Here is a 10,750-nt window from a genome sequence, read left to right as displayed (position 1 = left end):
TGGTCCGGGTGTTCGGTCCGGGGCTGTCCGGTCCGGTGGTCCGGGTGTTCGGTCCGGGGCTGTCCGGTCCGGTGGTCCGGGTGTTCGGTCCGGGGCTGTCCGGTCCGGTGGACTCGATACGTCGGCGGATGCGGTTGGCGATCCGCTCACGCAGGCGGCTGCCTCGGCGGTGAGCGCGCAGCTTCTCCTCAGCGGTGCGTGACGTTGCTGCTCTGGTCGGCGCCGCCTCCAGCTCCGCTCGGACGGTCCGGCTTGCAGCCAGCGATCTCGATTCGGCAGCAGATTCGGCACGGGAGGTCGGCTCTGCGTCGGCCTCCGCGCGGTTCAGAGTGCTCCGGGCAGTGTGGTGAGACGCGGAGGCGGTCTTAGGACCGGCCTGGCTGGCGCCGTGTCGGGAAGCAATGATGCCGAGGTGGACGGCACCGGCGAGGGCGAGCGGGGCGATCATGCTCAGGCCGCCCACCACGGTGTCTCCGAGGCGTAGTACCTCCTGCCCGACGGTCTGCTCGTTGAGGCGGACGGCGTGGACGGCGTTCGCCCAGACGCTGGTGCCGGTGGCCCCGGCGAAGAGCGCCCAGGTGTAGGCCCGGGCGGTCCACGGCGCTTCCCGCAGAATCATGAGAGCGCGTACACCGTAGGCCGTGAAGCCGTCGATGACGACGGGGAACAGGTAGCTCAGCTGGCCACGGATGTGGATCGCCCGGGCCATCTGCTCAAGCGCATCGTAGGAGAGGGCGAAGCCGGCGGTGCCGAGAGCGCCGATCGCCGCGACGTCCCAGGGGGACAGCGTGGGACGGCGGCTCACGCGGCCACCGCCAGCGGGCCGGTGTGCGCCTGCCGGAGCTGGTCGGCGAGCACGGACTCCTCCTCGCGCTCATGCGCGGGGATGACCTCCAGGTCCTGGTCGGCGCGCTTGCGGCGTTTGACCGCCGCCTTGTAGCCGATGCCCAGCGCCGGAGCCCAGATCTCCCAGGAGATGCCGACCATCTGGGCGATCCGGACGGCGGCGCGCTTCTCGGCCTCGGTGAGGGGGATGCGGTGGCCGAGCAGGACGGTCCGGATCCGCTCGAAGTTCGGCCGGTCCTGACGAAACGTGATCTTGAGGGAGATCTCCTCGCCGGTGAGGCCGCCCCGGATGCCCTCGGTGCTGCGGCAATCGACCGCGTCGTCCAGGCATTCCTGGCGCACGGGGCAGCGCTGGCAGGTGGCGAGGGCCTGGTGGTGGGCGGCGAGGCGGGGTGGCGCGAACCACGCATCTGCCTGGGGGTGCCGGGCGCAGAGTGCCTTCAGACGCCATTGCTGGTCGCCGCGGTCGAGGCCGATGATGTGGGCGAGCTCCAGCTCGCGGACGGTTGCGTTCATTGGGGGTTCTCCATCGCGCCGCGGGTGGTCAACGGACGCGGGCAGGTACGGTCCCGGGTATGGCGTCGACGCCGTACCCGCAGAAGGACGCGGGCTCAGTGGTGGCTGGGGGAGCGGCGGCGGTCGGCTCCGGCGAGGACTGCCTTGTGGCACATCTGGCGCAGACGACTGGCGCTGCGGTCGCCGAGGAAGCCGGCGAGTTCGCCGGGGGTGATGTTGCTGGTGATCAGGGTCGGTAGCTGGTGCTGGTAGCGGTAGTCGACCAGCCGGAACGTGATCTCTTCGGTGAACTCCGAGGCCTTCGCGGCTCCGAGGTCGTCCAGCAGCAGCAGCGGAGTGGTCTCCAGTGACCGCATCTCGCGCTCGGTGTCGACGCCGGGCCTGGGGCGCATCATCGCGTGGAACGACACGGAGCTGACCGCTCGCCACCGCAGCCGCACGCCGGCGCGCAGCAGCGTGCGGATCGCGCCGTACGCCTGGTGCGTCTTGCCGGTCCCGGTCTCGCCGAGCAACAGCAGGGAGCGGGCGTGGGCGATGCCGAGCATGCCGTCGGGGCCGCGGCGAGCGGCCTGGGCGACGTGCTCCACCCAGGCCAGGACCTCGGGATGGTCGGCCTCGGCGTGCTGGAACAGCACCGGGATCCGGGCGGCTGCCAGCTCCAGGGCGTCCTGCTGGGGATGGTGTGTGGTGGAGCGGTCGGGCACGCCGATCACGGATGGGTCGATACCCAGCCGCGCGAAGCGTTCGACGAGACCGTGGAAGGTGACGCGGCGCGGGTCGCGGCTGGCCATCACAGCTCCCCGGCGTAGGCGGCGGCGCCGCCAGCGGGGTTGGTCCACGCCCGGTAGGCGGCTCCGGTACGGGTGCGACCGGAGGTCAGTGCCTCCTGGACGAAGCCCTCCAAGGCGCTGGGTCCCTTGGGGTTCTGCGTGAACAGCCGCAGGCCGGCGCGCACCTGGTCCGCGCTGTAGCCGGTTCCGAGCAGTTGTTTGATCTCCCGGCCGAGGTGCCCGCGGAACCGCTCGCTGGGCTGCTGGGGGCAGGAGCGGACGTACTCGGCCAGCAGGGCTCCAGCCCCGGTGGTGTGCGGGTGCATCGCGGCGACCTGCTCGGCCGAAGGCTCCTCCGCTGCGAGGGACTGGGCGGGCGCGGCGCAGCCGCCCCCCGGAGGGGTAGATCCAGGATCCGTGATCCTGGATCCGTTCGTGGAGGGTGTCGTGGAGTCCGCTCCGTCTGGCTGCTGGTGGTCGGGGCCACCGGTCTCGGAGCTGCTCTGGCCGATGGTCTCGGGGACGTCCGCAGGGATCGTCTCGGGCTGCTCGACGGGCTTCTTCCGGCTCCGCTTGGCCGGGGCCGGCCTGTCGGCGTCGGCTTCCTGGGTCTGGTGCAGCGGGCACGGCACCAGGCGGGACTGGGAGGGCTTGTCGATCCGCTGGTGCTTGTTGAACGTCACGACGTGGATCAGTTCCTCGCCCTCGTCGGCCGGGTTCACGTACCGGCACACCAGGCCGACATCGGCCAGCTGACGGAGGTCGTCCTCGACGCGCTCGGTCGTGTGGATGCCGCCGTCCCAGGAGCGCTTGCGCTTCCAGATCAGCCCGCGCAGGATCCCCGCGTCGTCGATGACCCGTCCTCGGTCGTCCACGTAGTTGAGCATGTAGATGAAGGTGCGCTCGGCGGTCAGCGAGACGTCGGCGAGCTTGGGGTCGCGGCTCATCTCCGGCTTGTGGGTGCGGATGCGCCCGTCCTGGACCGCCATCACGCCACCTGCCCGAGGGAGCCGGCGGGGGCGAGGCGGCCGGTGGCGAGGGCGAGGTCGTGCTGGAGCCGCCGGTCGCGCTGCGGCTGGTCAAGGGCGATCCACCGTGCTGCGGCCTCTTCGTGCTGCTGCGGCAGCGGGACGCTGGCGCTATTGGTGTCGTAGGCCCGGGCCAGCCAGAGGTCGTCGGGCTCGGACACGCTGACGCGCACGACTGTCGCGTCCGGCGCGACGGCGCGGACGCTGCTCTCGACCGCCCTGGCGGTGCTCCCGGAGATCCGGGTTGGCGTGCCCAAGGCACCGCTGGCGGCGAGATCCCTCTCGGCGCCCGCTATACATGCGATCGCGGACATGTAACACTCCTCCTGCGAGTGGCGCCGGCCGAGCCTCCTACAGCAGTAAGCCGGTGCACTGGTTTTTTCGTGGCGTCCGGGAGTTCCCGCTCCTGGGCGCCACGTCGCATTTTCGCCTTCGGGCTGTGGCGGCGAATGTTCGGCCGCGCACATTTCCGTGGCGCAGGAGTGACTCTATGTTTACGCCCGGGAACGCGTCAACGAATTCGATCGATCTACGCGGATAGAAATCTCGCTTTCCCGCCACACGGGAAATGATCATGAACCTTGCACCCCATTTCCCGTCAGGCGGGAAATGGAGAGGTTGAACATGGCTCGAACGCGATCAGGGGAAGTCCCCTAGTCTCCTCGCGGGCCAACTGGCTAACGGGCAGGTCAGTTGCCCTCCAGGCCCTGTCGCCCGCCTGGGGGCGCCAGGGTGGAGCGGACCCGGAAATGTCAGCGACGGAGCGCCTGGGCTCCTTGCTGGAAATAGACGTATGACCGCATTGCCCGAATTGGCAGCCTTCCCTGTGCTCGGCTGCAGAAGGGAGAAGGTTCGAGCAGAGAAGTATCCGGGTTTCGGTTTGCCGAATTTCGGAGCTGTCGGCCGTTGGGGAATGGGAACTGTGCTCCGCCCAGGCGGAACGCGGGCGCGTGCCCGACGGGCGGCGGACCCAGGGCACCGTCGCCCGCCGGGCCCCGGCAGGCTTCTCGGCCGCCCGACCGCCCTCAGGCCGCGGGGGTGGGGCGCGAGGTGCACTCGCTCAGTGTCCGGGCCGCGCGGCAGGCGTGCTTGACCAGCCGGCCCAGGTCGGCCGGCTCGCCCGCCGGCTTGGCGAGCGCCACGGAGCCGACGGCCACGTCGCCCCACATGACCGGTGCCGCGATGGCCTCCCATCCGGGCACCACTTCCTCCCGCCCGATCGCGTATCCGGTGTGCCGGATCTCCGCGAGCGAGGCCGCGAGGGCGCGGTTGTCCAGCAGGGCTCCGGGGGCGGCGTCGTCGGGCAGCCCCTCGTCGAAGGCGAGCCGCTGCAGCGGTGCGGGGAGATGGGCGAGGATCGCCCTTCCGCTCGCCCCGGTGCGCAGGGACCGTGACTGCGTGACCAGGGGGTGGGCGAAGACGCCGAGTTCGCCCGGGTCCATCCGGCCCCAGGCGTAGTCGGTGCACAGTCGCCGCAGGCCTCCGAAGGGGGTGAGGGTGAAGAGCAGGGCGGCGGCGCCGGTGCGTTCGTGGAGGTCGGCCAGGATGCCCTGGGTCGTCTCGGCTCCGGGTACGTGCGCCATGGCATGGATGGCCGCCTTGATGACGGTCGGCCCCGGTCGGTACCGGCCGCGGCGGGTCTGGTCGACGGCTCCGCCGGGCACGCCCGACTGGAGGATGCGGTGCACGGTGGAGTTCGGCATGCCTGTGGCGGCGGCGAGGTCGACCACGCCGTGGTCGCCGCCGCCGAGCCGTGTGAAGGCCTCCTGGAGGGCGAAGACTCGGGCCGCGGCGGTGGCCGGGGTCGGCGCCATGCCTGGCGGTATCGACTCCTGCGGGACAATCCGGTGTCGATACTCATAGCGGAGCGGCCTGTCGGCGGCCGGCGGTGCCACACTCACCTGTGTCTCCAAGGGGCGGCGCCGGACGCGCATGGTGATGGGACAGCAGGTCCGGCAGGGCAAGAGCTGGGATCAGGAGCCCAGCGAAGAGTTTGGGACGGGACGCGCCGCCCGGGAAGGGCAACCAGCATCTCGATGTCGAAGATCATACAACATGCCCAGCGGCATCGGTCGTCCGTTAGGCTGTTCACCACGACGTCCACCACGTGCTTCAGGAGCCCCGGATGCCCGCTCGCAAGTTCGACGGACAGGTGCTCCGCACCGCCCGTAGGGCGCTCGACCTCTCCCAGGAGGCGCTTGGACGCTCGGAGGGCATCGACGTCGACCAGTCCGCTGTCGCCGGCTGGGAGAGCGGCGGGTTCCCGCAACCGGAGCGGCTGCCCGCCATCGCGCGGGCCCTCAGACAGCCGCTCGACACCCTCTTCCCAAGGGACGGCCTTCCGGACCTCGCCGACCTGCGGGCCGACGCGGGCTATACGCAGCGCAGCACCGGGGCGCTGATCGGCACCAAGTCGTCCATCCCTGTCAGCAACGCCGAGCGCGGCGTGCGACGCCTCGCCGAGGCCTACGTCCCGCGCCTCGCCGACGCCTACGGGGTCACCGAGAAGCAGCTCCTGGCCGCACAGGACCGGAGCTTCGGCGTCACGCCCACGGCCCCAGCGGTTCCACGATCGCTCGCGGAGAAGCTCACCTACCTGCTGGAGACGACGTTCCCGAACGGTCGGCCGACGGACGTCCAGATCGCGGCGGCCGTCAACAAGTTCGCCGGTGTCGAGGTGATCTCCGCCGCCGCCGTGGAGGCCCTGCGCACCGGCACGCCTCCGCCCGCAGAGGTGCTCGGCGGGCTCGCGGCCGGCGTCGTCCTGGAGGGCCTGGCCGACTTCTTCGGCGTCACCCCCCTCTACTTCCAGAGCGACGAGGACCTGGAGCGCCAGGTCGTGGACGCCATCGGGTTGCTGGCCGTACGCGCCGGCAGTGAGGACTTCGCCCTGGCGGCCCGCGGCGGCCAGGACGGTCTCGACCCGGCGATGCTCGCCAAGATCAGCGCGATCGTGGCGGAGGCGAGGCAGCAGAAAGCGGGCCCCCGCTGACGCGGGAGCCCGCTTTGTTCTGCCGTCAGACGAGCCAGGCGGTGGCGGTGGCCGCGCCGAGCGCGGCGCCCGCCACGGCCTGCGCGACGGTGTGGTACTTCAGCGCCACCCTCGACCAGCACACCGCGACGACCAGGGGGAACGCGGCGATCCACCACGGTGAGTGGACCACCGCAAGCAGCGTGACCACCGAGCCGGCGACGGCGCTGTCCACGCTGATCTTCCAGGCCAAGTTGATGCTGAGCAGGCCCACGGTCATCACCCACAGGGCGATCATGGCGACGAGGATGTCGCGCGGGGCGTGGCCGAGCACCATCCCGAGGGAGCCGGCGCCGATCGAGCCGAGGATGACGAGGAAGATCGGCAGGCGCTGGGTGCGGTCGACGACGTGCCGGTCGCCCCAGGTCCCCCGCTTCCGCTCCCACTCGATGTAGGCCCACGGGATGATGCCGGCGCACAGGGCGGCCAGCAGGCCCCAGCCAATTCCGGTCCAGCTGCCGGCCGCCGCGGCGCCCACGGCGGTCAGCCCGGCCAGCATCACGTTGCGCGGCTGCAGGACGTCGGTCACGGTGCGGGCAACGGTGGTGCTCACAGGGCCATCTCCTCCATCTCCAGGGCGAGTTCCTCGATCTCGGCGGTCGCCAGCAGGTCCTGGACCTGGAGGTCGGTCGCGGCGCTGTACGCCTCCTCGACCCGCAGGAGCCAGGTCACCTCCGCATGCGTGGACGCGATCGGCTTGCTGGGCAGCGCCGGAGCCGGGACGTCGCTTCGGCGGCCCGCCTTGGCGGTCGCCAGCGCGGCCTTGATCCACAGCGCCTCGCTGGCCGCCTGCGGGTCGCCGGTACCGTCCACGGCCTCCTCGATCACCGGCAACAGGACCGGCGAGGCGTGGTGGCGCAGTTGCTCGACCACGTCCGCGATGTCCTGCGTCCAGCGGTCCAGGCGGACGTCCATCGGCGGGTCGGTCCGCAGGACCTCGCGCCAGCGGCCGGCCGGCCGCTGGAAGGGGATCTTCGGGAAGGCGTCGACGAGGTCGCGCCACAGCGGGTAGAGGTTCCACAGGGCGCGCCAGGTACGCCACCTGGTGGCGGCGGCGTTGGTGGTCGGGATGCTCACCCCGGCGGCGAAGATCATGAAGAGCGCGATCTGCATGAACTCGGTGTAGACGCCCAAGGCGTGGTTGAAGTCCGCGTCAAGGGGTGCGGCCAGGGTGACCCACATGAAGGTCGTCCGGATCGCGACGTACGCAACGCCGATCGCCATAGCGATGGCCATCAACCCCAGGCCGGTACGCAGGAGCCGGGTCTCGGCCCGACGGCGCGCGCTGGACCACTGGTAGCAGGTGACCGCCGAGGCGGCGCCCAGATAGACGTAGAAGATCGTCTCGTAGAGGACCGCGCCCCACTGCCCGGCGTGGTCGGGGACGAAGTCGGTGCTCGGCCGACTGCGGTCGACCACGGTGAAGAACAGCACCGTCATCAGCGCCAGCATGCCGGCCGCCGCCTTCCAGGCGACCCGCTCGATCCAGCGCGCGACGGCCACATGGCGCGGGATCACCGCCTCGTCCGTCTTGCCGTACGAGGCCACCACATACGTCAGGATCGCCAGGATCGCCAGCGTCGAGACGTAGTGCTTCAACAGCACCGACAGGTCGGTGATCGGCTGGCGATTCATCAGGTCGATCACCCCGGGGCTCTTGAGCCACAGGGCCAGCGCGAAGCCGAAGTAGCAGCCCCAGAGAGCACGGCGGTGCGCGTCCCCGTAGAGGACCGCCGGCAGCCGCCAGACCGCCACCGCGGTCATCGTGGTCGCGGCGGTGTACGCAGCGAGAGCGAGCACGGTTGGTTCTTCCTTCTTACTTCTTGCCGCGCCGGGGAGCGGCGACGGGGTGGGAAAGAGTGGACTCCAGGAGGCTGACCATGTCGCCCCCGACCGGCACCTGGCGCTGGACCAGCCGCTTGATCAGCGACGCGCTCAGCTCCGCCTCCTGCTCCTCGCGGGTGTCGTAGCGCGCGCGGGCCTGAACGACCGCCCCGGCGCTCATCCGCTCGACGAGGCCCTGGCGCAGATGGTCGGGCAGCAGCAGCCCCACCTGGTCCGGCCCGAGACTGGTGCCGTGGTCGAACCACTCATGCACCAGCTCGTGCAACTTCACGTGGTCGGTCTGGTGCTGCGTCGGCCGGGGCCGGTACAGGATCAGCGACAAGTCGTCCGTTCGCACACGCAGTCCGCACGCCGTTCGAAGGTCTCCCCCGCGATCGTCGAGCGGGAACAGCTGGATGGTGCGCCCGCTCTCCTCCTCCATCGCGGCCACCAGGCCGTCGATCGTGAAGGGATCCGGGATCGGCAGATCAACGAGCTTCCGCTCGCACTCCTTGCGAAGGCGCCGCATCCTCAGCACAGTCCGCCTCCCTCGCCTGGCACCTCCGTCAACCGCCCACAGGTCTTCGGGTGCTGTCGATGTCGGCCAGCGGCCTGCGGGGAGACCTCGGCAGGAGCCGCTCGACGGGGAAGCGACGCCCGCCGCCGCTGTGCGGCAACGCGGTTGCAGCGGTTTTCGCTAATGCCCGAACGGGGCGGGAATGCCGGGCCGCCCGGCAACTCCAGTACCGGGCTTTCGTGGGTAGACACCGAGGCCTCGTGAGGGTTAGGGGGCGAGGGTCTGGATGGCTTCTGGACACGTTAAGGCCGCACTCAGCGACGGCACACCGACCGCGAACGATCGCGGGTCGTATTGGCATCGCCGTACGGGGCCCTTCCGCCGCTGCAACGCCTGGCCGCCGCCGATCCCCAACGACTCGGAGTCAGCGCCCCGCACAGGCGCCAACTAGGACCGGATATCCGGAGGCCTCGCTCGCAACGAGGGCGTCAGCCGGGTCGATTACACCGCTCGGGCCGAGCAGGGCATGGCGTGGCTCCTTCGTGCTGTAGACCGCCGCGCAGCCAGTCCGCTGCTCGGCCCTCCCACCATGCCAGTTCCCCACAGGTCCAACTAGACGCCCCCCGAGGCCACGGTTCCGGGCCGCAGGCTCTTACGCTACGCGCATCGACTACTGCGAGTAATATTACGAACCTGTAGTGCAACCTTCGGTTCAGGTCCAGACCATCCGCTGGCGCAAATATTTGACGACCGATCACCGGTGGCGCGAAAGTTGTTGATCAACTGAATGATCGTCAATCTCGGACGAATTGATCGATCGTCGTCAAACTTTATGCCCCTTAGTTTTTTCATGTGGCCTTCGCCACATTCAGGCCGCCTTCGATGGGCTTGGTGCCGGGCCTCAGACCAGGGCTCCGGGCGCCGGCCCCTGTCGCCCACCCGGACCCGGCTCCATCTCGACGCGCCAAGGCGACTTTGGTGGCGCGGCACTCGGTGGTCGTCGTCTCATAGGACGGCCCGTCGAGAGCTGACGAAGGATCGTCCGGCTCACACGCTGGCTGCGACAAGACGCTGGGCGGTGGGCCGCATCATCGCCCGCGCACGCGCCGCCCCGGCCGCCGTGTTCCGCTCCCCGCTGCCGACCGCCACCACCGGCTGCGGCCGTCCCGAGCAGGGCCCGCACAGCCCGGGCCTGCTCAGCGGTGCCCGGCACTCCGTGCATTCGTGCTGCTGAGCTTCGCGGGCCGGTCGGGTCTGGGGGGCTGCGGGCGGCAGCTTGCGCACCAGGCGGTCCCGGACCACGGCGACCGGCGAGAAGATCTCCGAGGGCAGCCCGGGCAGCAGCGCGGCGGCGAGTTCCGCCGGGCCGTACCCCGCATCCAGCCACCGCGCCACCAGCGGCGCCAGCTCGGCCACCTCCGCCTCGCCGAGCCGAAGCCGCGGCTGGTTCGCCAGCGCCCGGTACAGCGCCAGGGCCGCCGTCCGCAGCGGGGCGTCCAGGTCTTCGATCGAAGGCTTCGCTCTCCCGCCCTCCCGCTCCGGGCGCCGCGCCGGCGGCGCGGAACGCCGAAGGCTGCCCTGGTCGTCCTGGTCACCCTGGTCGGGGGCAGGGGGGGAGGGTTCTTTGCCCGGGTTCTTTATTACAGGGACGCCAGCATCACCGGAGCCCGGTCCACCGGACGCCGGACGGGGCAGACTCGGCTCCACCTGCGCTTCTTCCGGCTCCACCGCGTCCAGCAGGACCCTCGCCGCCTTCAGGCCCGGCACGTACGGGGTGTCGTAGACATGGGCCTCCGAGTAGATCCGGCCGTCCTTGCCGCGGGCCTTCACGACCCGGTAGTACCCGGCCTTGATCAGCTCCCGCAGTGCCTTGGCGACTGCGGAGCGGCTGTCCACGCCGGAGTCGGCGATTCTGCGGCCGTCCTCATTCCACCCGTCGTGCCGGGAGAGGAGGTCGGCAAGGAGTCCTCGGGCGGCCATGGACAGCCGGCGGTCCTGGACCAGCGTGTTGGGCAGCACGACGAAGTTGCGCGCCCAGGCGCTACGATGTACCTGCAAGGGAGTGTCATCTCCTGTTGCCGGACCCCGGGGTGTTGGAGCACCGCCGGGGTCACCTGTGTTTGATTGGACTACGGAACGTAGCACAGGCAAGTTCCGTGATCGGCAGATCGGCCCGAGCGACCTTGATCACCTTCTGCGCCGGGCGCCGGAGCTGAAG

11 protein-coding genes are annotated in these 10,750 nt (G+C 70.5%); 1 reads left to right on the top strand and 10 read right to left on the bottom strand.

Features of this window, described 5'->3' with window-relative positions; all coding sequences use genetic code 11:
* The 6 genes from ACFVVU_RS27040 to ACFVVU_RS27015 all read right to left on the bottom strand — a co-directional run.
* The coding region (locus tag ACFVVU_RS27040) for a DUF2637 domain-containing protein (RefSeq protein WP_387792759.1) at window positions 1–805 on the bottom strand (805 nt) is incomplete at its 3' end.
* Complete coding sequence (locus tag ACFVVU_RS27035; protein WP_387792757.1) at window positions 802–1,362, bottom strand: WhiB family transcriptional regulator; 561 nt, start codon at window positions 1,360–1,362, stop codon at window positions 802–804. The genes ACFVVU_RS27035 and ACFVVU_RS27040, both read right to left, overlap by 4 nt.
* Before the next feature lie 95 nt (window positions 1,363–1,457).
* On the bottom strand, window positions 1,458–2,153 hold the full coding sequence (locus ACFVVU_RS27030; protein WP_387792755.1) for an ATP-binding protein: 696 nt from the start codon (window positions 2,151–2,153) through the stop codon (window positions 1,458–1,460).
* A complete protein-coding gene (locus tag ACFVVU_RS27025) occupies window positions 2,153–3,121 on the bottom strand; it encodes a hypothetical protein (protein WP_387792753.1) in 969 nt (322 codons plus the stop codon). Before ACFVVU_RS27025 ends, ACFVVU_RS27030 begins: the two co-directional genes overlap by 1 nt.
* Window positions 3,121–3,417, bottom strand: coding sequence for a hypothetical protein (locus tag ACFVVU_RS27020; protein ID WP_387792752.1), 297 nt, complete (start codon window positions 3,415–3,417; stop codon window positions 3,121–3,123). The genes ACFVVU_RS27025 and ACFVVU_RS27020 overlap by 1 nt, the downstream gene beginning before the upstream one ends.
* A 768-nt stretch (window positions 3,418–4,185) precedes the next feature.
* Window positions 4,186–4,974 carry an IclR family transcriptional regulator gene (locus ACFVVU_RS27015; RefSeq protein ID WP_387792750.1) on the bottom strand — a complete coding sequence of 263 codons (789 nt, stop codon included), beginning with the start codon at window positions 4,972–4,974 and terminating at the stop codon, window positions 4,186–4,188.
* A 311-nt stretch (window positions 4,975–5,285) separates the two neighbouring features.
* Here ACFVVU_RS27015 and ACFVVU_RS27010 point away from each other — a divergent pair, with 311 nt between their 5' ends.
* The gene (locus ACFVVU_RS27010) at window positions 5,286–6,152 is read left to right on the top strand and encodes a helix-turn-helix domain-containing protein (protein WP_387792748.1); all 867 of its coding nucleotides are present in this window, start codon (window positions 5,286–5,288) and stop codon (window positions 6,150–6,152) included.
* Window positions 6,153–6,177: 25 nt separating this feature from the next.
* On the opposite strand, the gene ACFVVU_RS27005 is transcribed toward ACFVVU_RS27010, so the two are convergent.
* From ACFVVU_RS27005 to ACFVVU_RS26990, 4 genes are all read right to left on the bottom strand, one after another.
* On the bottom strand, window positions 6,178–6,690 hold the full coding sequence (locus tag ACFVVU_RS27005; RefSeq protein ID WP_387792766.1) for a hypothetical protein: 513 nt from the start codon (window positions 6,688–6,690) through the stop codon (window positions 6,178–6,180).
* 50 nt (window positions 6,691–6,740) lie between these two features.
* Window positions 6,741–7,991 carry an MAB_1171c family putative transporter gene (locus ACFVVU_RS27000; protein ID WP_387792746.1) on the bottom strand — a complete coding sequence of 417 codons (1,251 nt, stop codon included), beginning with the start codon at window positions 7,989–7,991 and terminating at the stop codon, window positions 6,741–6,743.
* Between the two features lie 16 nt (window positions 7,992–8,007).
* Window positions 8,008–8,544: a hypothetical protein gene (locus ACFVVU_RS26995; protein WP_387792745.1), complete on the bottom strand. Its 537-nt coding sequence runs from the start codon at window positions 8,542–8,544 to the stop codon at window positions 8,008–8,010.
* Window positions 8,545–9,579: 1,035 nt separating this feature from the next.
* Window positions 9,580–10,590 carry a hypothetical protein gene (locus tag ACFVVU_RS26990; RefSeq protein ID WP_387792744.1) on the bottom strand — a complete coding sequence of 337 codons (1,011 nt, stop codon included), beginning with the start codon at window positions 10,588–10,590 and terminating at the stop codon, window positions 9,580–9,582.
* Window positions 10,591–10,750 lie beyond the last annotated feature (160 nt).

It is taken from the genome of Kitasatospora sp. NPDC057965, from assembly GCF_042887135.1.
In the GTDB taxonomy this organism is placed as follows: Bacteria; Actinomycetota; Actinomycetes; order Streptomycetales; family Streptomycetaceae; genus Kitasatospora.
This window is presented reverse-complemented; position numbering and strand designations above follow the sequence as displayed.

What these genes read in the sequence shown, in the direction of transcription:
- ACFVVU_RS27035 (WP_387792757.1), bottom strand. Translation starts at nt 1,362, where the DNA reads ATGAACGCAACCGTCCGCGAGCTGGAGCTCGCCCACATCATCGGCCTC.
- ACFVVU_RS27030 (WP_387792755.1), bottom strand. Translation starts at nt 2,153, where the DNA reads ATGGCCAGCCGCGACCCGCGCCGCGTCACCTTCCACGGTCTCGTCGAA.
- ACFVVU_RS27025 (WP_387792753.1), bottom strand. Translation starts at nt 3,121, where the DNA reads ATGGCGGTCCAGGACGGGCGCATCCGCACCCACAAGCCGGAGATGAGC.
- ACFVVU_RS27015 (WP_387792750.1), bottom strand. Translation starts at nt 4,974, where the DNA reads ATGGCGCCGACCCCGGCCACCGCCGCGGCCCGAGTCTTCGCCCTCCAG.
- ACFVVU_RS27010 (WP_387792748.1), top strand. Translation starts at nt 5,286, where the DNA reads ATGCCCGCTCGCAAGTTCGACGGACAGGTGCTCCGCACCGCCCGTAGG.
- ACFVVU_RS27005 (WP_387792766.1), bottom strand. Translation starts at nt 6,690, where the DNA reads ATGCTGGCCGGGCTGACCGCCGTGGGCGCCGCGGCGGCCGGCAGCTGG.
- ACFVVU_RS26995 (WP_387792745.1), bottom strand. Translation starts at nt 8,544, where the DNA reads ATGCGGCGCCTTCGCAAGGAGTGCGAGCGGAAGCTCGTTGATCTGCCG.